Annotated in this window: 18 protein-coding genes; 11 read left to right on the top strand and 7 right to left on the bottom strand. The window is 59.8% G+C overall.

Annotated features, from left to right (window positions below):
* Positions 1-70: 70 nt before the first annotated feature.
* The 7 genes from AB4Y82_RS03775 to AB4Y82_RS03805 all read left to right on the top strand — a co-directional run bounded on the left by AB4Y82_RS03775 (position 71) and on the right by AB4Y82_RS03805 (position 8,908).
* Positions 71-2,116 carry a tetratricopeptide repeat protein gene (locus AB4Y82_RS03775; protein WP_441602559.1) on the top strand — a complete coding sequence of 682 codons (2,046 nt, stop codon included), beginning with the start codon at positions 71-73 and terminating at the stop codon, positions 2,114-2,116.
* A 96-nt stretch (positions 2,117-2,212) separates the two neighbouring features.
* Positions 2,213-3,322: a GDP-mannose 4,6-dehydratase gene (gene gmd / locus AB4Y82_RS03780; RefSeq protein ID WP_441602558.1), complete on the top strand. Its 1,110-nt coding sequence runs from the start codon at positions 2,213-2,215 to the stop codon at positions 3,320-3,322.
* Positions 3,315-4,253: a GDP-L-fucose synthase family protein gene (locus AB4Y82_RS03785; protein WP_441602557.1), complete on the top strand. Its 939-nt coding sequence runs from the start codon at positions 3,315-3,317 to the stop codon at positions 4,251-4,253. The genes gmd and AB4Y82_RS03785 overlap by 8 nt, the downstream gene beginning before the upstream one ends.
* Positions 4,250-5,620 carry a lipopolysaccharide biosynthesis protein gene (locus AB4Y82_RS03790; protein ID WP_441611113.1) on the top strand — a complete coding sequence of 457 codons (1,371 nt, stop codon included), beginning with the start codon at positions 4,250-4,252 and terminating at the stop codon, positions 5,618-5,620. Before AB4Y82_RS03785 ends, AB4Y82_RS03790 begins: the two co-directional genes overlap by 4 nt.
* A gap of 103 nt (positions 5,621-5,723) precedes the next feature.
* The gene (locus AB4Y82_RS03795; protein WP_441611114.1) at positions 5,724-6,818 is read left to right on the top strand and encodes a glycosyltransferase family 4 protein; all 1,095 of its coding nucleotides are present in this window, start codon (positions 5,724-5,726) and stop codon (positions 6,816-6,818) included.
* 3 nt (positions 6,819-6,821) lie between these two features.
* Positions 6,822-7,787 carry a GDP-mannose 4,6-dehydratase gene (locus AB4Y82_RS03800; RefSeq protein WP_441602554.1) on the top strand — a complete coding sequence of 322 codons (966 nt, stop codon included), beginning with the start codon at positions 6,822-6,824 and terminating at the stop codon, positions 7,785-7,787.
* A 44-nt stretch (positions 7,788-7,831) separates the two neighbouring features.
* Positions 7,832-8,908 carry a glycosyltransferase family 4 protein gene (locus AB4Y82_RS03805; RefSeq protein ID WP_441602553.1) on the top strand — a complete coding sequence of 359 codons (1,077 nt, stop codon included), beginning with the start codon at positions 7,832-7,834 and terminating at the stop codon, positions 8,906-8,908.
* Positions 8,909-9,038: 130 nt separating this feature from the next.
* On the opposite strand, the gene AB4Y82_RS03810 is transcribed toward AB4Y82_RS03805, so the two are convergent.
* From AB4Y82_RS03810 to AB4Y82_RS03820, 3 genes are all read right to left on the bottom strand, one after another.
* A complete protein-coding gene (locus tag AB4Y82_RS03810) occupies positions 9,039-10,235 on the bottom strand; it encodes a glycosyltransferase (protein WP_441602552.1) in 1,197 nt (398 codons plus the stop codon).
* A 6-nt stretch (positions 10,236-10,241) separates the two neighbouring features.
* Complete coding sequence (locus AB4Y82_RS03815; RefSeq protein ID WP_441602551.1) at positions 10,242-11,096, bottom strand: glycosyltransferase family 2 protein; 855 nt, start codon at positions 11,094-11,096, stop codon at positions 10,242-10,244.
* 122 nt (positions 11,097-11,218) lie between these two features.
* The gene (locus tag AB4Y82_RS03820) at positions 11,219-12,391 is read right to left on the bottom strand and encodes a DegT/DnrJ/EryC1/StrS family aminotransferase (protein WP_441602550.1); all 1,173 of its coding nucleotides are present in this window, start codon (positions 12,389-12,391) and stop codon (positions 11,219-11,221) included.
* A 227-nt stretch (positions 12,392-12,618) separates the two neighbouring features.
* Here AB4Y82_RS03820 and pilB point away from each other — a divergent pair, with 227 nt between their 5' ends.
* The 4 genes from pilB (at position 12,619) to coaE (ending at position 17,308) form a co-directional block, all read left to right on the top strand.
* Complete coding sequence (gene pilB, locus AB4Y82_RS03825) at positions 12,619-14,340, top strand: type IV-A pilus assembly ATPase PilB (RefSeq protein WP_441602549.1); 1,722 nt, start codon at positions 12,619-12,621, stop codon at positions 14,338-14,340.
* A 156-nt stretch (positions 14,341-14,496) separates the two neighbouring features.
* Positions 14,497-15,759, top strand: coding sequence for a type II secretion system F family protein (locus tag AB4Y82_RS03830; protein WP_441611115.1), 1,263 nt, complete (start codon positions 14,497-14,499; stop codon positions 15,757-15,759).
* Between the two features lie 71 nt (positions 15,760-15,830).
* Entirely contained in the window at positions 15,831-16,688 is an 858-nt protein-coding gene (locus AB4Y82_RS03835) for a prepilin peptidase (RefSeq protein ID WP_441602547.1), read from the top strand.
* On the top strand, positions 16,685-17,308 hold the full coding sequence (coaE, locus tag AB4Y82_RS03840; RefSeq protein ID WP_441602546.1) for a dephospho-CoA kinase: 624 nt from the start codon (positions 16,685-16,687) through the stop codon (positions 17,306-17,308). Before AB4Y82_RS03835 ends, coaE begins: the two co-directional genes overlap by 4 nt.
* Before the next feature lie 7 nt (positions 17,309-17,315).
* On the opposite strand, the gene AB4Y82_RS03845 is transcribed toward coaE, so the two are convergent.
* From AB4Y82_RS03845 to lgt, 4 genes are all read right to left on the bottom strand, one after another.
* Positions 17,316-18,269, bottom strand: a complete 954-nt coding sequence (locus AB4Y82_RS03845; protein WP_441602545.1) for a Nudix family hydrolase — start codon at positions 18,267-18,269, stop codon at positions 17,316-17,318.
* A 9-nt stretch (positions 18,270-18,278) separates the two neighbouring features.
* Positions 18,279-18,767, bottom strand: a complete 489-nt coding sequence (locus AB4Y82_RS03850) for a dihydrofolate reductase (protein ID WP_441602544.1) — start codon at positions 18,765-18,767, stop codon at positions 18,279-18,281.
* A 116-nt stretch (positions 18,768-18,883) separates the two neighbouring features.
* Positions 18,884-19,678, bottom strand: coding sequence for a thymidylate synthase (locus tag AB4Y82_RS03855; RefSeq protein WP_441602543.1), 795 nt, complete (start codon positions 19,676-19,678; stop codon positions 18,884-18,886).
* 3 nt (positions 19,679-19,681) lie between these two features.
* Positions 19,682-20,572, bottom strand: coding sequence for a prolipoprotein diacylglyceryl transferase (lgt, locus tag AB4Y82_RS03860; protein ID WP_441602542.1), 891 nt, complete (start codon positions 20,570-20,572; stop codon positions 19,682-19,684).
* Between the last annotated feature and the right edge of the window lie 4 nt (positions 20,573-20,576).

Here is a 20,576-nt window from a genome sequence, read left to right on the forward strand (position 1 = left end):
GGTCATCCATAATTGGGACACTACAGGGCGGCCGCCGCCCTCCAACCAACGAGCACTGGCTAACCACGCAATGTCATTTCTCAAGCGCTACGGTTCACGCGAACGCCTGCTCTTTGTCTTGGCCCTGATGCTGACCATGATCATCTATTGGCCTGGCCTTTCCGGTGGATGGCTGTTCGACGATTACCCCAACATCCTCAGCAATCATGCAGTGCAGCCAACGAAACTCGATTTTCGGGCATTGGTTCGTGCCGCGCTGTCGTCGCCAGCCAGCGAGTTCAAGCGGCCCCTGGCGTCACTTACCTTCGTGGTCAACTTTGCGATCAGCGGCCTCAATCCTTGGGGCTGGAAGCTAACCAATCTAGCCATCCACCTGTTGAATGGCATCTTGATGCTCGTGCTGTCCCGGTTGTTGCTTCTTCGGGTCGCAGCACTCTCCGAGTCAATTACCAAAGAACGGGCAAACGTCGTCGCGGCTCTCATAGCTGGCGCATGGATGATTCTGCCCATCAATCTCTCCGCAGTCCTCTACATTGTGCAGCGCGAAGAGAGCCTCGCGAATCTGTTTGTTTTGCTGGGTCTTATCGGCTATACCGCGGGCCGTATATCCATGCTCGCCCCGACCACACCAGACACCCATCCGAGTCGGTCATGGCGTGGAATCCTCGTTTGCGCCTTGAGCATTGTTGTGCCGACCACCGTAGGCGTGCTGGCGAAAGAAACGGCAGTACTCCTGCCTCTGTATGCGTTATGCGCTGAGTGGATTCTCTTCGGCTTTTCGGCACCATCGAGAGATCGTGCTGACGACCGCCAGACAAAACGGCCCTTCGATTGGCGCATTGGCACCCTGTTTGGCCTGACGTTGTTATTGCCAGCGGTGATTGGTATCGCGTGGCTACTTCCAGCTGTTCTCGATCCGACGAGTTGGGCAACGCGCGACTTCACGCTTACAACCCGCCTGTTGACGGAGGGGCGCGTCGTTCTGTCTTATCTCATTTGGACCGTGCTACCAACGCCACAGGCGCTGTCGTTCTACCACGACCAATATCAAGTCTCGAGCAGCTTGCTTGCTCCTTGGACCACTCTCGCCAGCATTTTGGCACTGTTGGTCCTGGCCGCGTTCGCCGTGCGTGTGCGTCGACGTTTCCCGCTGGTCGCGCTCGGGATCATGTGGTTTATCAGCGGCCATCTCCTGACCGGAACCATTCTCCCGCTCGAACTTGTCTACGAGCATCGAAACTATTTTGCCGGTTTTGGCATCATGCTGGTCATTGTTCCCCTGCTGACCGCGCCGGGCTCGTGGCGCTCTACCGGCAAGAGTTCGCCGAGGGGGGCACTCCCGCTCGCGATGCCACGACACATCCTTTTCGGCGGACTGGTCGTTTGCTGGTCAGCCCTGACACTCGTCACGTCATACGCCTGGGGAGATTCATTGCGGCAAGCGTCCGACTTTGCATCGCGGGCTCCCAACTCGCCTCGTGCCATGTATGAGCTTGGCCGCACCTACATTATCTACTCGAATTACGAACCTACTTCACCTTATCGGAGCTTGGCCTACGACGCGCTGGAGAAGGCTGCAGCCCTGCCAGAATCGTCGATCCTTCCCCAGCAAGCGCTGATCTTCATGAATTCACGCATGCACGTTCCGCTAGAGGATCGTTGGTGGGACAGTATGATTGCCAAACTCAAGGCAAGAAAATCCACGGTTCAGGATGAAAGTTCGCTTGAGGAATTGAGTTCGTGCCAGACCAACGGCGAGTGCGACCTGCCCAAGCAGCGCATGCTTGAGGCCTATCTGGCCGCCCTGTCCCATCCAAATCCGAGTGCCAGGCTATTGAACATGTACGGCATGTACGCCTGGGAGGTATTGGCCGACCACAACCTTGCCGTGCAGATGCTGCAAGATGCCGTCAACGCCAATCCAAAGGAACCGGCGTACCGAATCACTCTGGTTCGCATGCTGACCGACGCTGGACGCCTTGACGAGGCCCGTCAAGCATTGCGCGGCCTTCAGACATTCAACCTAGCCGGGCACATGGATGAGGGGATCGCCACCCTAAATGCACGTATCGCAGCAAAGCAGAAAGACGATGCGCCGCATGCGCAAAGCAACTGAGCTAATTGACTCAGGGCACCACCGCACAAGGCGTGCCACACCCACCCGTGTCCAAAGCCGTATTATGACCCCTCCTACGACTTGCAAATATCGCCAATGAAACGGGCTCTTATTTCGGGAATCACCGGCCAGGACGGCGCCTATCTTGCCGAGCTTCTGCTCGCCAAGGGCTATGAGGTCCACGGAATCAAGCGCCGTGCGTCGTCATTCAACACTGATCGAATTGATCATCTTTACCAAGACCCGCACGACGAGCATCGCCGGTTCTTTTTGCACTATGGCGATCTGACGGATGCGACCAACCTAATTCGCATTATTCAGCAGGTGCAGCCCGACGAGGTCTACAATCTCGGCGCTCAAAGCCACGTCCAGGTTTCCTTCGAGACTCCGGAATACACGGCGAATGCTGACGGGCTGGGCACGCTACGTATGCTGGAAGCCATACGCATCCTCGGACTCGAGCAAAAGACCAGGTTCTATCAGGCATCAACGTCCGAACTCTACGGCCTGGTTCAGGAAACACCGCAGAAGGAAACGACCCCGTTTCATCCGCGCTCACCCTACGGCGTGGCAAAACTCTACGCCTATTGGATCACTGTGAATTACCGTGAAGCGTATGGCATGTATGCCTGCAACGGCATTCTGTTCAATCACGAGTCGCCATTGCGCGGGGAAACATTCGTTACTCGCAAGATCACCCGTGCGATCTCGCGCATCCATCTTGGCCTGCAACAATGCCTCTATCTGGGCAACCTCGATGCCAGACGCGACTGGGGGCATGCTCGAGACTACGTAGAAGCGCAATGGCTCATGCTTCAGCAGGAGCAGGCTGAAGACTTCGTGATTGCCACAGGAATTCAGCACTCGGTCCGCGAGTTTATTGACAAAGCAGCGGGCGCTGTAGGCATCCAGATCGAATGGACGGGACACGGCGCGAATGAGCGTGGCATTGTGTCGTCGGCGCCAGCCGATTCAGCCGTACGCACGGGTCAACAGATCGTTGCCATTGATCCGCGCTATTTTCGACCCGCAGAGGTCGACACGCTGCTCGGTGACCCGACAAAGTCCAGACAAAAGCTGGGCTGGCAGCCGAAGACAGGGTTTGAGTCGCTGGTCCAAGAGATGATGCTCGTGGACTTGGACCTCGCCAAGCGAGATCTTCTGGTCAAACATGCCGGGTTTGTCTCGGCAGAACGTCATGAGTGAGGCAATCATGGACGCTCACGCCAGAATCTACGTTGCTGGCCATCGCGGGCTGGTGGGCTCGGCGATCGTGCGGCATCTGCTTGCAGAGGGCGCGGACCATCTGTTGCTGAAAACGCATGCTGAGGTCGATCTGACTCGGCAGGATCAAGTCGAGCGTTTTTTTGAGCGCGAAAAACCCGAATACGTTTTTCTAGCTGCCGCCAAGGTGGGAGGCATTCATGCCAACGCAACCTATCCCGCTGAGTTCATCCATCAGAATCTAGCCATCCAAACAAACGTGATCCATAGTGCATGGCGACATGGAGTCAGGAAACTCCTATTCCTGGGTTCGTCCTGCATTTATCCGCGAGACTGCCCACAGCCCATCAAAGAGGAATATTTGCTCACCGGTCCGCTTGAGACGACCAATGAGGCTTATGCCGTCGCGAAGATCGCAGGGCTGATGATGTGCCGTTCTTATCGGGAACAGTATGGTTTCGACGCGATAAGTGCCATGCCAACCAACTTGTACGGGCCTGGTGACAACTACCACCCCGAGAATTCGCACGTCGTTCCCGCGCTCATCCGCCGCTTTCATGAAGCGAAGCTTGTCAATAGCCCAGAAGTAGCCATTTGGGGGAGCGGGCGACCGCTTCGGGAATTTCTCCACGTGGACGATCTCGCGAGCGCAGCGGTGTTCCTGATGCGCCAATACGGCGGCCCGGACTTCGTCAACGTTGGCTCAGGGGAAGAAGTCAGCATTGCGGAGCTCGCGCGCACCGTAGCCCAGGTCGTCGGATACCAAGGCTCGCTGGCGTTCGACGACAAAAAACCTGACGGCACCCCGAGGAAGCGACTGGATGTGAGCCGCTTGTCCCAGCTTGGTTGGCGCCCCGGCATCTCGCTCCAAGAGGGACTTCAACAGACCTATGGGGCGTATGTGGGCTCATGAGTCCGAATGAGACTCCGCCCCCGCCAGCATCTAAGTTCCGGCCACTGGACCATCTCGGCCCCCGTGGCTTGCAAATACTTCGGACCAGTTTCTGGTCATTGATCGCCAAAGCCGCCGCGGCCGCAAATCTTTTTCTATCCGTTCCTTTTGTGCTCCATGCGCTCGGTCAAAACGAATTCGGCGTCTGGGCTACCCTTGTTTCGTTCATTGCCGTCTCTAACTTTCTCGATTTCGGCTTCGGCAACGGCACCATGAATCTCGTCGCAGCGGCACGTGGACGTGACGCGGGTCCTGAGATTCCAATCATCGTCCGCGAAAGTCAGCGCGCGCTCTTTAAAATTGCCGCCTATGTGGCAGTGATTGCTACCGCATTGGGCGCCTTTATGCCTTGGCACCGATTACTCGGTGTACCCGAGAGCATGGAGGGTGTCGCCAGGACGGCTTCGTTTATGGTTTTGTTGTCCGTTGTCTGTGCCATCCCCCTCAATATGGCGAATCGCGTGCAACTGGGACTCGGTCAAGGTGATCGGGCGTTCCGATGGCAAGCTGCCGGCCAGTTGACAACGCTACTTGTTGTGATCGTTGTCGCCACCCAGCACGGATCTCTCGTAGCGCTTACTGCTGCCACGGTCCTCACGCCACTGCTGGCCTCCGCTGGCAATCTGCTGTACTTACGGCGCTCCCTGCCTGCTGTATCTTCTGCGCCCTTGCCTGCCGCAACGCAAGACTACGCCACACGAATTCGCCGTGAGGGGCTTTCCTTCTTTGTACTGCAATTGGCTGCTTCTCTGGCCTTCTCGATGGATCTGCCCCTCATCTCTGCGTTGCGCGGACCCTCCGAAGCGGGCGTCTACGCGCTGGCACAAAGGCTGTTTTCCATCATTCCCATGACTCTGGCCCTTGTATGGGCGCCGCTGTGGCCCACCTATCGTCACGCGCTCGCATCGGGTGACCATCGATGGGTGTATCGAACGTTTAAACGCTCCGCGCTCGTGGCCGGTGCGTATGCATGCTGCGTCGGTACCGTGCTTGCGCTGGCTTACCAACCCGTCACGTCCATCTGGCTGCATCACCCAGCCCAGGCCTCTGCTTGGTTGCTGTTCGGCTTTGCCTTGGCCTGCGTGGTCGACGCCATCGGTACGGCGACGTCGACCTTGCTCAATGCGGCCAGTGTCTTGCGCTATCAGCTTCTTTTGGCTGTTCCCTTCTCGTTGGTAACCTTTACGTGCAAGGCCTACGCCCTCACACATTTTGGAGCGGATATGCTGCCGTGGATTACTCTAACGGTATACACGCTGCTCGTTCTCTTGCCCCTTGGGCTCAGAGTTGAGCATATTCGTGAAACCGTGGCGCAATCGCGATACTAGTCGGTCCTTTCGATTCGCAAACGCACTCGCTGGTCATTTCCATCTGTGCAGCCACTGATACGTACACAACGATTCACGAGTTCGAGCTATTTGAGTAACACGAATGAAGATCCTATACGACCATCAAATCTTCAGCCGCCAAAGCTACGGCGGAGTGTCGCGTTACTTCCATGAAATGGCCGAACGCATTCCCGCGATCTCTGGGGACGACGTCCAGGTATTTGCCCCGCTAAGTGTCAACCGATATGCGCAGCCGCGGGGCCTCCGTGTCAAGAAATTCAAGGGAGGCGCTCCACTCCTTGGACTCGTAAACGTGGCACTGGGAAAGGCAATCATCTCCCGCCGGACAGACGTGTCGATCTTCCACGAGACGTATTATTCGCGCCTGAATTACTCACCGAAGAATGCCCGGCGGGTCGTTACTGTCTACGACATGATTCATGAGCTTTTCCCGTCATCATTCTCAAAGTACGACCAGACGAGAGACGTGAAATTGCAGGCAGTCAAACGTGCCGATCACATTATCTGCATATCGGAGAGCACGCGCAGGGACTTGCTGCAATATGCAGATCTTCCTGAGTCCAAGGTCTCCGTCGTGCATCTTGGGCATTCCTTGGCTACACCATCCTTCAAGGTGACGCCCGACCAGGATCCATCCACGTCTCCGTATCTTCTTTATGTCGGTCAACGTGGTGGATACAAGAATTTCGATGGCTTCCTGCATGCCTATGCAGCATCAGCTGCGCTGCAAGAGCATTTCGCTATCGTTTGTTTTGGAGGAGGAGAGCTCACCCATACGGAGCGCGCGCTTGCGAGATCTCTGAACATTTCGCCCGCCAAGATAATTCACAGGTCCGGCGACGATGCCCTACTGGCGCAATCCTACTCATCTGCCGCAGCTCTCGTGTATCCGTCGCATTACGAGGGATTTGGCATTCCGCCCATTGAAGCCATGTCTAATGGTTGCCCGGTGGTCGCATCAAACACAAGCTCGATTCCCGAGGTCGTCGGAAACGCCGCAGAGTTGTTCGATCCAGCCGATCCTCATGACATTCAAAAGGCCATTGAGCGTGTCGTTTTCTCTGCAGAGCGATCGAGACAGCTGGCATCAATGGGACATGAACGTATCAAGCAATTCACGTGGGATGCGTGCGCACTTGGCACGCTGAATGTCTACCGCCAGATTCTGGAGAGCTGAATTATGAAACGCGCCTTGATTTGCGGCGTCAGCGGCCAAGACGGGAGCTATCTGGCGAAGTTCCTGCTAGAGAAGGGATATCAAGTTTATGGCGCCTCTCGTGATGCGCAGATGGCAACTTTTTCGAACCTGAAAGCCGTCGGTATTCGCGACGACATCACCCTGTTGTCGGTTGCAGTTAACGACTTCCGCAGTGTTTTTCAGGCCATATCCAAGGTTCAACCTGACGAGGTCTATAACCTGTCCGGTCAAAGTTCCGTGGGTCTTTCGTTTGAACAACCCGTTGAAACGATGGAGAGCATCAGTATCGCCACCCTCAATCTGCTGGAAGCAATCAGGTTCAGTGGTAGCGGCATCAAGCTCTACAACGCGGGGTCGAGTGAGTGTTACGGCGCATCCGGTGACATGCCTTGCGACGAACTCACTCCGTTCCAGCCTCGCAGTCCATACGCCGTTGCCAAGGCCGCAGCCTATTGGGAGGTTGCCAACTATCGCGAGGCCTATAACCTATTTGCATGCACGGGCATCCTCTTTAATCACGAGTCGCCATTGCGGCCAGAACGCTTTGTCACGCGTAAAATCACGTCGGCAGCGTCCAGAATTGCACGCGGAAGCAAGGAAGAACTCAAACTTGGGAATTTGTCGATATCCAGAGATTGGGGATGGGCGCCAGAATATGTAGAAGCCATGTGGATGATGCTCCAGCATGAAAGCCCTGAGGATTTCGTGATTGCTACGGGCCAGAGCCATACGCTGGAGGAATTCGTCGATTTGGCTTTTGCCGAAGTTGGCCTTGACTGGCGTGAGCATGTACAGGTGGACCCCAATCTGTTCAGACCTACCGACCTCAAGCAAAGTTCGGCGTCACCAGGTAAGGCCAATCGCATTCTGCAGTGGCGCGCTCATCGCGCAATGAAAGACGTGGTCAAAGAGATGGTCGCCGCCGAGTTGAAACGACATTCCGATTGACACTAGCCCAGTTGAACCATTCACTCGCAGGAACGAAACGGCCCATGCGTCTGCTTTTTCTCAGCAAGCGCCACCCTCAGCAACGGGATCTCCTGCTCCGTCCTTACGGCAGGTTTTTCCATCTGCCCCGAGTACTGGCGGAACAAGGTCACCAAGTTGAGGTCTTGCTTTGCAGCCATCACAAGCTTCCGGAGGCCCGCAAGATCAGCGCCGGAGTGAAATGGACAAGCCTGGATGTGCGAACGCTTGGGCCTATGGGACTGTGGAAGAGGCTTGCAACCCACGTTGACGCGATGAAGCCCGATTGGATTATCGGCTGCTCAGATATCTGGTTCGGACTTTTGGCCAGGCAGCTCGCGAAGCGCAGCGGGGCCCGTCTGGCTCTGGACGCCTATGACAACTTCGAGGCGTATATTCCGTGGAATCTACCACTCCATTTTGCCTGGAGACGAGCTATCCGTTCTGCTGACCTGGTGACTGCTGCGGGGCCGCAACTTGCCCAACTATTACAGTCATATCGGCGAAAAGGAATCGAAGCGCACGTTGTACCGATGGCAGCCGATCCAGAGTTCGTAGAGAAAGACAAACATACGTGTCGCCTTGAACTGAACTTGCCTGTGGATGCACCGCTCTTTGGATATGTGGGAAGCTGGTCAAAGAATCGAGGAACAGATGTACTCATTCGTGCGTTCAGAAAGACCCTCACGCACGAACCACGAGCCAAACTAGTCGTTAGCGGCAAACCCCCTGCCCACGTGCTCGAAGAGCCGGGGGTTATCGCTACGGGCTACCTCACCGATGAGCAGCTGCCGATCCTTCTCAACGCGCTCGACGTGGCGTACGTCATCACTGCTGACACCAGCTTTGGGCGATATAGCTATCCGGCAAAGCTCTGCGAAGCTATGGCTTGTGGAGTGCCAGTTGTCGCGACTTCGACAGAGCCTGTGCGCTGGATGCTCAAAGACAACGCCGTGCACATCGCCCCGGTCGGGAACGCACATGCGCTTTCCGAGCTCACGCTGGCCCTGTTGAAGAACACCGAGACAAGCTACGGCAACCTGCCCAGTTGGGACAAAAGTGGTCGGCAATGGCACGACCTGCTTGTCGAACGAAGCCCCTGAGACTTCAACAGATCTCTTCGTGCTGAACAGCCTCGCAGGACTGGGCCATACGGCGAACGGAATCCCGTGCAGATCGCTAACTGGGCGGGTCGTGGCTTTTTGCGCGAACATAAACGGCGGGTCACGGAGACTACCCACACTTCTTGTCAGCGGTCACACCAAGAAGTAATTCACCGTACCGTTGACTGACAACGTCCCAGGAAAAGTGTTGCTCAACATGGCGCCGCCCGGCCTCGCCCAAAGCAGCGCGCTCCGCCGGATCGCTCAACAAGCCGACGATACACTGCGCCAGCGCCGCGTGGTCAGGCGCCGACACGACCCGTCCTGTCTGGGCATTGACCAGATCTCGCACCGCCTGCACGTCGCCGACGATGGCTGGGCAGCCACACGCCATTGCTTCAGCAACAACCAACCCCAAGCCCTCTTGATCGCCGCTGGCAGCCTCGACGAATGGCGCGACGAACAAGGTCGCACGCCGGTAGTGGCCGGGTAATTCGGTTTGCGGCAGCGCTCCGAGAAATCGAACATGACGCTCTATTCCCAGACCGCGGACCTGTTGCTGCAGATGCTCCCCCTCGGGACCAGCACCCACAATGGATAACATCACTTGGGGGCACCGGGCCGCAATTTGCGGCAACGCCTGAATCAAGTGCGTCAAACCCTTCTTTTCAACTAGACGGCCGACAAAGAGCAACTCGCTGTCCCCGCGATCCGCACCCGGCGTAAAGCGGTTTGCGGTATCCACGCCCATGGACAGGACTGATACGTGACTATCCGGCACTTCGCACAGCAAGCGATTTCGCATCGCTTGACTCACCAGGGTGATAGCCGACGCACGGCGGACCACCCATCGACGAAGGCGTGCGAAAAGGGGCCCCTTCAATGCGAAAAGATCCGCCCCATGCGCGGTCACCACCCACGGCACGTTGCGAATCGCAGCCGCAGCGATCAACCCTTGAGGCAATAACCAGTGTGCATGCACCACCTGCGGATGAAGCTTCCGCACCAGCGCACGAGTGAAAATGTATTGCGCGAGGACGAACCCCGGCACCAACAGCCACTTCCAGCGAGAGCGGCGCACATTGGCCAGCATTCCGCCGTCATTGACCAAGACCTCCCAACGTTCAGGCGCATAGCGATAACGATGCACATGCACGCCATCCAACTGGTCTCGTATCTTCGCCCCTGGCGCATGAGGGCAAAGCACGTGCACTTCGAAACGATCAATCAAGCGCCGCGCCAACTCATGTACGAAGGCCGGCTCCGGATCATTCGCCCAACGCGGATAGGTAGATGTGAGTACCAGCAGGCGCGGCCGTACTTCCATATCTACTTAATCGCTCCGACGGTACGTCAATGAGGTGATCTGCTCCGATACCAGTCCAATGAGAAACACGATTACCGCAGCACTCCACATCAACGTACTACCGTTGGTCAGGCGTCCATACGAAAGGAACGTACGCGTATAGTTCGCGCAACCCAGGACAAAAAATACCGCACTTGCTGGCGCAAACAGTTTCAACGGCGAATACAACGTCGCAATCTTGAAGATGATCAAGAGGAAGCGGATTCCATCCTTGATCGGCTTGATGTGACTCTTGCCAATGCGCTGCGCGGCCTTGATCGGGACATAAGCCACGGGGTAAGCACTGCGGAAAAAGGCCATGGTGCTGGTGGTGGGGTATGAAAAGCCGTTCGGCAGCAAGTGCAGAAATTCGCGGAACTTGTCCGCGCGCACGGCGCGGTAGCCGGAGGTCAGGTCGGCCACCGTATGGCCGGTCATGCGCGTGGCCAGCCAGTTGTAAATGGTATTGGCTACGCCTCGTCCCACGCCGGCCTGGCTGCTCCAGTCGCGGGCGCCTACGACCATGTCGTATCCCTCTCCCAGCTTTTCCAGCAAGCGCGCAATATCGGCGGGGTCATGCTGTCCGTCACCGTCCATGAAGACCAGCATGTCACCGGAGGCCGCGCGCGTACCGCGCTTGATGGCTGCGCCATTGCCCATGGAGTAAGGCGAGGATAGGCAGGTCACCCCTGCCGCGATACAGATGTCGCGTGTATCGTCAGTCGAACCGTCGTCCACCACGATGATTTCCGCCTCCGGCTGGGCTAGTCGCAGGCGAGGTAACAGGCCTTTCAGGGCCGCCCCCTCGTTTTTGGCAGGCAGGATGATGCTTAGGCGGCTCAAGAGCGTGTCCCCGGAAGTGAAGCGGCATCATAACCTGAGCTCCGCTGCGTTCAGCAGCAGATGGCGACCAGCGCGAATTTGCGGGCGCTGCATCACATCACTCCCAATGTGTTGCCGGTGTCTCAGGCGCGGATGACTGACCGCACCGCATCGATCACGCGTTCAGCATCCTCATCGGACATGGCCGGAGAAAGCGGCAGGCTCACGGTCTGGCGCCCCAGGCGCATGGCTTCCGGCCATTGCTCGGGGCGCCAGCCGAAGCGTTGCTGGTAGTACGGATGCTCGGGCACCGACAGGTAGTGGACGCCTGTGCCGATCCGCAGCGCGTTCATGGCCTCAAGAAAACTGTCGCGGTCGATGCCGCAGCGCAGGGCATCGATCATCACTGTATACAGGTGGTAGCCATGGCGCGTTCCATCCGCCGGTGCGGCCGGAAGCCCGATCGGCAGGTCTGCCAGCGCGTCGTCGTAGTACTGCCACAACTGCCGACGACGCCGCCAGTTGTCTTCGACCCGGGCCAGCTGGTGGATGCCGATGGCCGCCTGCAAGTCCATCATGTTGTACTTGAAGCCGCACTCGACCACCTGATAGTGCCGGTAGCCCTGGTCGCCGAAGCGATGCCACGCGTCCTTGCTCATGCCGTGCAGGGCCAGCACGCGGGCGCGGGCGATGCGTTCCTCGTCACGCCCCAGGATCATGCCGCCCTCCCCCGTCACCACGTTCTTGGTGACGTAGAAACTGAAGCAGCCGAAATCCCCGAAGCTACCCACGGGCTTGCCCTGGAACTCGCTCTCGATGGCATGGGCGCAGTCTTCGATCACCACCAGGCCGTGCTTGTCGGCGATGGCCATGATCCGGTCCATGGCGCAGGGCCGGCCCGCGAAGTGGACCGGCAGGATGGCTCTGGTTCGCGGGGTAATGACCGCCTCGATGGCGTCCGGATCGATGTTCTGCGTGACAGGATCGACGTCGGCGAGCACAGGCGTGAGCCCCGCATGGAGAATGGCGTTGACCGTGGCGCAGAAGGTCAAAGGGGTGGTGATCACCTCGCTGCCCGGCTCCAGGCCCGCCGCCACCATGCTCACGTGGAGAGCCGCCGTGCAGGAGTTCACAGCCGCCACCTGGGAGGGCCGGGCCTGGCGCCATGCGGCAAAATCCCGCTCGAACTGTGCAACCCGTGGACCCGTCCCCAACCAGCCTGAGCGCAGGCAGGCCTCGACTTCGGCGATCTCAGCCTCTTCGATCTGGGGGGCACCAAAGACGAGAAAGGGCCGCAGGGGGTCAGGATGTGTCACAGGTAGCGCTTTATGGGGACTGGCGGCATTTCTATCCCAATGCCACGGCCCGGTCTACGGACAAAACCGGCGAGGCACGTCTGTTGCATGTCCGGATGGCGCGCCCGATTCAGGCTGGTTCTGTGCGCCCGGTCACCCCGAGGCTTTCAAACCCTGAGCCGATGGGATGACCAACCCCGTCAACTGGGGTAAATTCCCTTCTTATCAGGGGGCTGGGCCGTATCGCTATGTCAACGCTAATGCAACCGTCGCTCGCAGGCCTCACCGGCCTGGCGCGCAGACTGGTATCGGAAGATGTGCTCCCGGAGACCGATGTTCGCCGGGCCGTAGCCGAGTCGACCCAGGGAAAGGCCTCGCTCACCGCCTGGCTGCTGGACAACAACCTAGTAGACAGCGCGCGACTCACACGCATCGCCTCCGACGAGTTCGGCATGCCAATGATGGATGTAAGCGCCCTGGTTCCGGCCAATCTGCCGTTGAACCTGATCAGCGAAGCGCTGATCAACAAGCACAAGGCGCTGCCGCTGTTCAAGCGCGGCAAGCGATTGTTCGTCGGCATTGCCGATCCGATGCAATCGCATGCGCTGGACGAGATCAAGTTCCACTCCAACTGCATGGTGGAACCGATCCTGGTCGATCGCAATCAGCTCCTGCGGGTCATCGAAACCGCGCTCAATGCGATGAGCAACGCCATGCCCGAGATGGGCGGCGGCGATTTCGATGAATTGACGCTGGAAGGCGGCGACGAAGAGGCCGAATCCACCGGCATCGACGCGAACTCCAATGACGACGCTCCGGTGGTCAAGTTCGTCAACAAGATCCTGGTCGACGCGATCAAGCGCGGCGCCTCGGACATCCATTTCGAACCGTTCGAAACCCAGTATCGCGTGCGCTTGCGCATGGATGGCATGTTGCGCGCTGTCGCCAGCCCGCCGATGAAGCTCGCCGCGCGCATTTCCTCCCGCATCAAGGTGATGTCGGGCCTGGACATCGCCGAGCGCCGCGTGCCGCAGGACGGACGTATCAAGCTCAATTTGTCCAAGAGCCGCTCGGTCGACTTCCGCGTCAGCACGCTGCCCACGCTGTTCGGCGAAAAGATTGTGCTGCGTATTCTGGACGGTTCTGCCGCCAAGCTGGGCATCGATGTTCTGGGCTACGAGGAAGCGCAAAAGCAACTCTATGTCGATGCCATCCATAAACCCTATGGCATGGTGCTGGTAACCGGCCCCACCGGCTCAGGTAAGACAGTATCGCTCTATACGGCGCTCAACATTCTCAACACCGCCGAGCGCAACATCTCGACCGTGGAAGACCCGGTTGAAATTCGCGTCGAGGGCATCAACCAGGTCCAGCAGAACGTCAAGCGCGGCATGACCTTCGCCGCGGCGCTGCGTTCCTTCCTGCGACAAGATCCGGACGTAATCATGGTCGGCGAAATCCGCGACCTGGAAACGGCGGAAATTGCCATCAAGGCGGCGCAGACCGGCCATATGGTGCTCTCGACGCTGCATACCAACGACGCGCCGCAGACCATTTCGCGCATGATGAACATGGGCATTGCGCCTTACAACATCACCTCGTCGGTAACGCTGGTCATTGCGCAGCGCCTGGCGCGTCGTCTGCACGAATGCAAGCGCCCCATCGAGTTGCCGCCCAAGACGTTGCTGGACGCCGGCTTCACACAGGCCGATATCGACGCCGGCCTGGTCGTCTATGAAGCGGTCGGCTGCGATAGCTGCAATGAGGGCTACAAGGGCCGTGTTGGTATTTACCAGGTGATGCCGATGCTGGAAGAGATCCAGAAGATCATCCTCCACGGCGGTAATACGCTGCAGATTGCCGAAGCGGCCAAGAATGCCGGAGTGAACGATCTGCGTGCATCGGCGTTGTTGAAGGTCAAGAAGGGTATGACCAGCCTGGCCGAGATCGACCGCGTCACCAAGGATTGATCCCGGTATTGGCCGATATGGCCGCCGGGTTGGGCAGTCCGTCGCACCGAACTTGCGTCCGGTGCCACGAATTAGTCCGGGGGAATGACTTAAGCTGCACCGATAAGACGGCCGCCATCCTGAGGCGGTCCGACCGTACCAGCAGGGGGAAATGCCATGGCCGCGGCCACCGCTAAGAACGTCAAGTCGCTCGGCGCCCAGCGCGCCGAGATCAGCCAGCTGACCACGTACGACTGGATCGCCCTGGACAAGCGCGGCAAGCGCATGAAGGGCGACATGGCGGCCAAGAATGCTTCGCTGGTCAAGGCGGAGCTGCGCCGGCAGGGCATGAACCCACAGACCGTGAAGGAGCGCGGCAAGCCGCTGTTCGGGGCCACCGGCAGCACGGTCAAGCCTCGCGACGTCGCCATCTTCAGCCGCCAGATCGCCACCATGATGGCCTCGGGCGTACCGATGGTGCAGTCCTTCGAGATCATCGCCGATGGCCAGAAGAACATCCGCTTCAAGAACATGTTGACGGATGTGAAGCAGACCATCGAGGGTGGTTCGGCCCTGCACGAAGCGCTGGCGAAATACCCCGTCGAATTCGACGAGCTTTATCGAAACCTGGTTCACGCAGGCGAGGCTTCGGGCGTACTGGACACCGTGCTGGACACGGTGGCCACGTACAAGGAACGCACCGAGGCGATCAAGGCCAAGATCAAGAAGGCGCTGTTCTATCCGGTCATGGTTCTTGCGGTTGCGCTGCTCGTCAGCATGATCATGCTGCTGTTCGTGGTGCCGGTGTTCGCGCAGACCTTCAAGGATGCGGGCGCGGAATTGCCTGCGCCGACCCAGATCGTCATCAGCGCCTCTGAATTCATGAAGGCCTATTGGTGGGTCGTGATTGGTGGCATCGTCGGCGGCGTCGTCGCGCTCGTTATGGCGAAGAAGCGATCCKTCAAGTTCGCCCACTTCCTTGACCGACTGATGCTGAAGCTTCCGGTGATCGGCAACATTCTTCGCCAATCGGCGATTGCCCGTTTTTCCCGCACGCTCGGCGTGACTTTTCGAGCCGGCGTTCCGCTGGTGGAAGCACTCGATGCCGTGGCCGGTGCCACGGGCAGCGTAGTCTATGGCGATGCTGTCAAACAGATGCGTGAAGACGTAGCCGTCGGTCATCAGCTGCAGCTCTCCATGCGGCAAACCGGCGTATTCCCGAACATGGTTGTGCAGATGACGGCCATCGGTGAAGAATCGGGTGCGCTCGACCACATGCTGTTCAAGGTGGCCGAGTTCTACGAAGAAGAAGTAAACAACGCGGTAGACACACTCGCGACGCTGCTCGAGCCCCTGATCATGGTGATCCTCGGCGTGCTCGTAGGCGGCATGGTTATTTCGCTCTACCTGCCCATCTTCAAGCTCGCGTCCACCGTGTAAGCTCGGGTTATCCGGGCCCCTCTCCTGCCGGGAGAGGGGCCTTTTTCGTATTGCATCCGTCGGATTTGCACATGCTTGAACTCCCTCTCTGGGGCTGGATCGTTGCGGCAGCCGTGCTCGGCCTGCTGGTGGGCAGCTTCCTCAACGTGGTGATTCTTCGCCTGCCCGAACGCCTGATGGCCCAGTGGCGACTCGATGCCTTCGACACGCTGGCCATGGAGCCCGACAGCACTTCGTTGCCTCCCGGCATCGTGCGCGAGCCCTCGCATTGCCCTCACTGCAAGCATCCGCTCTCAGCCCGCGACAACATTCCCTTGTTTGGATGGCTGCTGTTGGGCGGCCGCTGCCGCTACTGCAAGACGTCCATTTCCATTCAGTACCCGCTGGTTGAACTGCTCAGCGGCCTGGCCAGCGCGGTCATTGTCTGGAAGTTCGGACCCAGCTGGCCGGCCGTGGCAGGACTGGTGTTCACCTGGATGCTCATTGCGCTGGCTGGCATCGATTTCCGCACGCAGTATCTGCCCGATCAGTTGAACTACCCGCTGCTCTGGCTGGGCCTGCTGCTCAGCCTTGTGGCGATGTTCGTGTCGCCGAACACCGCGATACTCGGCGCCGCGATTGGCTACCTCAGCCTGTGGAGCGTGTACTGGCTGTTCAAGCTGCTGACCGGCAAGGAAGGCATGGGCTATGGTGACTTCAAGCTGCTCGCCGCGCTTGGTGCGTGGATGGGCCCCACGGCGCTGCTGCCGGTAATCCTGCTTTCGTCCTTCATCGGCGCCATCGTGGGCGGCAGCATGATCGCGCTGCACAAGCATGGGCGTGATATTCCCATGCCGTTCGGCCCGTTTATTGCGGCGGCAGGATGGACCTGGTTCGTCGCCGGCGAATGGCTGCTGCAGCAGTACATGCAGCTGACGGGCATGCATTGACCGCGCCTCGCGCCAGCTATGTGGTCGCCCTCACTGGCGGCATCGCCGCCGGCAAGAGTGCGGTGTCGCGACGGTTCGAAGCGCTGGGCATCCATGTCTACGATGCGGATGTCGCGGCGCGTGAAGTGATTGCTGCGGGATCGGAGGGCCTGGCGGCCGTCGTCGCGCACTTCGGTGGCGATGTACTCGATGCCAGCGGTCAGCTGGATCGCAGCGCCATGCGGCAACGCGTGTTCGGCAACGATGCGGAACGGCGCGCGCTCGAAGCCATCACTCATCCGCGCATTCGCCAGTGGCTGCATGAACACGTCGCGGCAGATCGCGGCCCCTATTGCATGCTGGCGATCCCGTTGCTCGCCGAGAATCATGACCACTACCGCTGGGTGGATCGCGTTTTGGTGGTGGATGTGCCCGAGTCAGTGCAGCTGGAACGACTGACACGGCGCGATGGTATCGACGAGGCCCTGGCCTGGCGGATGATCGAGCGCCAGGCGCGCCGCGAACAGCGCCTGTCACTGGCCCATGACGTGATCGAAAACAGCGGTGACGAATCCGCGCTGGACCGTGCGGTGGTTGAGTTGCATGCACGCTACCTGGCTTTCGCTCAAGCGAAACCTTGAGCCGCGGTCACCAGAATCCGCGGATGCCGGCCACGCCCTGCCCGCCCGCGTGTCTTGCCCTTTCGAGCTCCTGCAGCGTCATGCCGCCAAGCGCATAGACAGGCAAGGGCGAGCTGTCGATCAAATGTTCGAAGGCAGCCCAACCCATGGGCGTCGCGTCAGGATGGGTGGCCGTCGCGGCTACCGGAGAGAGCGTGGCGAAGTCGACGATGTTCATCGCCCGCTGCAGATCCGCTGCATGATGACAACTCGCGCCCACCCATTGCCCCGTGGGCAAGGGTCGCTCCTGCCAGTTCGCGAGTTGCGCTGCCTTGAGCTGAACTCCGGCGCCCGCGCCCAGCGCCAGCGCGCCTTCGACGTCACCACTCAACAGCAGATGAGCGTCCACGGCACGCGCTTCGATCAACAGACTGGCCGCCAGCTCCCGTACCAGTGCCGTTGACCACTGCGGGAAGCGCAGCAGCACCATGCGCTCGCCTGCCGCCATGGCGCCTCGAATCCGTTGCTGCCATTGGTTGAACGCCGACGATGGGACATCGGCGGTGATCGCGTAGCGCGTGGGCAGTTGGAGTGCGCGCAGGATATGCCGGTCCGCTGGCGTGAGCAGATCCGCGTCGACGGATGCCGGGGCAATCCAGCGCAGCGCCTGGCCATCCAGCGATGCTGGCTCGCCCTGCCATCGACGCACGATGCGGGCATCCAGCAACAGCGAGCGTTCGCCGTAACGCCAGGGCACGCGGATCAGTGGTGCCTCGACGCTAGCCTCGACGCCCAGCTCTTCGCGCAACTCGCGCACCAGACCGTCGACCGGCGTTTCGCCAGCCTCCAGTTTTCCACCGGGGAATTCCCATAGACCGGCCAGATGCTTGCCGGGGGGGCGCTGCGCCAGCAGCACGCGCCCTTGCGGATCGAGCATGACGCCAGCCATGACATGCATGGCGGCCGTCGTCGGAGCAGGCATCGCCTTGGCTCAGTCGTTGCGGATGTACTCGACCATGTCGAAGTCGTACGCGTGGGTACCGTCCTTCTTGTGGTGCACGCGGGACACTTCGGTCCAGTCGCTGAAATGCACGCCCGGGAAGAACGTGTCCGCGCCATCCACCGCGCCATTGACCCAGGTGAGGTACAGGCGCTTGGCGGCCGGCAGGGCCTCACGGTAGATCTCGCCGCCGCCGATCACCATCAGGCCGGTGCCTCCGGCGCGAGCCGTACCCTCGGCTAGGGAACGAACGGTGACCTGACCCGGAAACGGCGCTTCGTGCTTGCGGCTCATCACCAGGTTGGTGCGGTCCGGCAGCGGTCGGCCGATCGCCACCGCGGTGTTGTAGCCCATCAGCACGTACTTGCCGAGCGTGAGCTCCTTGAACCAGCGCAGGTCGTCCGGCAGGTGCCAGGGCAACTGGCCCTTGCGGCCAATAGCGAAGTTCTCATCCAGCGCGGCAATCAGCGAAATAGCCATGGAAATCCTTGCATTCATCGACAGTGTTGACCACCGCGCCGCCGTCCAGGGGCGTGGCGCGGCGCCGATCTTAGCAGGACCGGGGGCCGAACCCGGCAAGTGACAGCGTGCCGGGCTTACACGGCCACCGGCGCCTTGATGGCGCCATGCGGTTCGTAGCCCACGATCGCGATGTCCTCATAGCGGAAATCGAAAATCGAGCGAACCTCCGGGTTGAGCTCCAGCCGGGGCAGCGCCCGCGGCTCGCGGCTCAACTGCAGTCGCGCCTGCTCTACGTGATTGTTGTAGAGATGGGCGTCACCCAACGTATGTACGAAATCACCCACCCCCAGGTTGCATACCTGGGCGATCATATGGGTCAGCAGCGCGTAGCTGGCGATGTTGAACGGCACGCCGAGGAAGATGTCGCCCGAACGCTGGTACAGCTGGCAGCTGAGCTTGCCGTCCGCCACGTAGAACTGGAACAGCGCATGGCACGGCATCAGCGCCATTTTCGGCAGTTCGCCGACGTTCCACGCGCTCACCAGCAGGCGGCGGGAATCCGGGTTGCGCTTGATCTCCTCCACCACCCAGCGGATCTGGTCGACCACACCGCCGTCGGCGGTGGGCCAGGCACGCCACTGTTGTCCGTAGACCGGTCCCAGGTTGCCATCGGCGTCGGCCCATTCGTCCCAGATGCTGACGCCGTTCTGCTTGAGGTAGGCGATATTGGTGTCGCCCTGCAGGAACCAGATCAGCTCGTGGATGATCGATTTGAGGTGCAGCTTCTTGGTGGTGACCAGCGGGAAGCCTTCGGCCAGATCAAAGCGCATCTGCCAGCCGAACACGCTGCGCGTACCGGTGCCCGTGCGATCGGCCTTTTCGGTGCCGTGATCGAGCACGTGCTGCAGCAGGTCGAGATAGGCGCGCACGGCTTACTCCTTGGTGGGCAGCGAAACGTTGTACGGACGCATGGTCGGCGCGTTGCGCGACATCACCATCAGCACCAGACCGATCAAGATCAGCGGCAAGGACTGAATCTGTCCCATCGTCAGCCAGCCCCACGCGAGGTAACCAAGCTGCGGATCGGGCACGCGCACGAATTCCACGCCAAAGCGGAAGCAGCCATACAGCAGCGCGAACAGTCCCGAGATGAGATAGCGCGGCCGCGGCTTGATCGACACCAGGAACAGCACGGTGAACATCACCACGCCCTCCAGCAGCATTTCATAGAGCTGCGAGGGATGGCGCGGCAAGCCGTTGAACTGAGCCAGGGCAGCCTGCCACTGCGGATGTGTCGCGGCCCAGTCCACGTCGGCGGAGCGGGCGTTGGGGAAGATCATCGCCCAGGAAACGGTATCGGGCTTGCCCCACAGCTCGCCGTTGATGAAATTGCCGAGGCGGCCCAGCCCCAGACCTACCGGTACGATCGGCGCCACGAAATCGATCGTGTCGAAGAAATGGATGTCGTTGCGGCGCGACCACCACCAACCCGCCGTCAGCACGCCCAGCAGGCCGCCGTGGAAGCTCATGCCGCCGTCCCACACGCGAAACAGCGCGAGCGGATCGGTCCAGATCCAGTGGATATCGGCGTAAAACAGCATGTACCAGATACGACCGCCGACGATCACGCCCATCATCGCGTAGAACGCCAGATCGCCGAGCGCATCGCGCGATACCGGCAGGCGGCCGCGCCGACGGCGGTATTCGGCGAGCAGCCATGCGCCCAGGAACCCGCCCAGATACATCAAGCCATACCAGTGGATCTGAAGCGGCCCCAGCTTGAAAGCGACGGGATCGAAGGCGACGGTGAAGGGCTGCGTCATGGGC

Origin of the sequence: Dyella sp. 2YAF14 (assembly GCF_052114725.1) — a bacterium.
In the GTDB taxonomy this organism is placed as follows: Bacteria; Pseudomonadota; Gammaproteobacteria; order Xanthomonadales; family Rhodanobacteraceae; genus Dyella.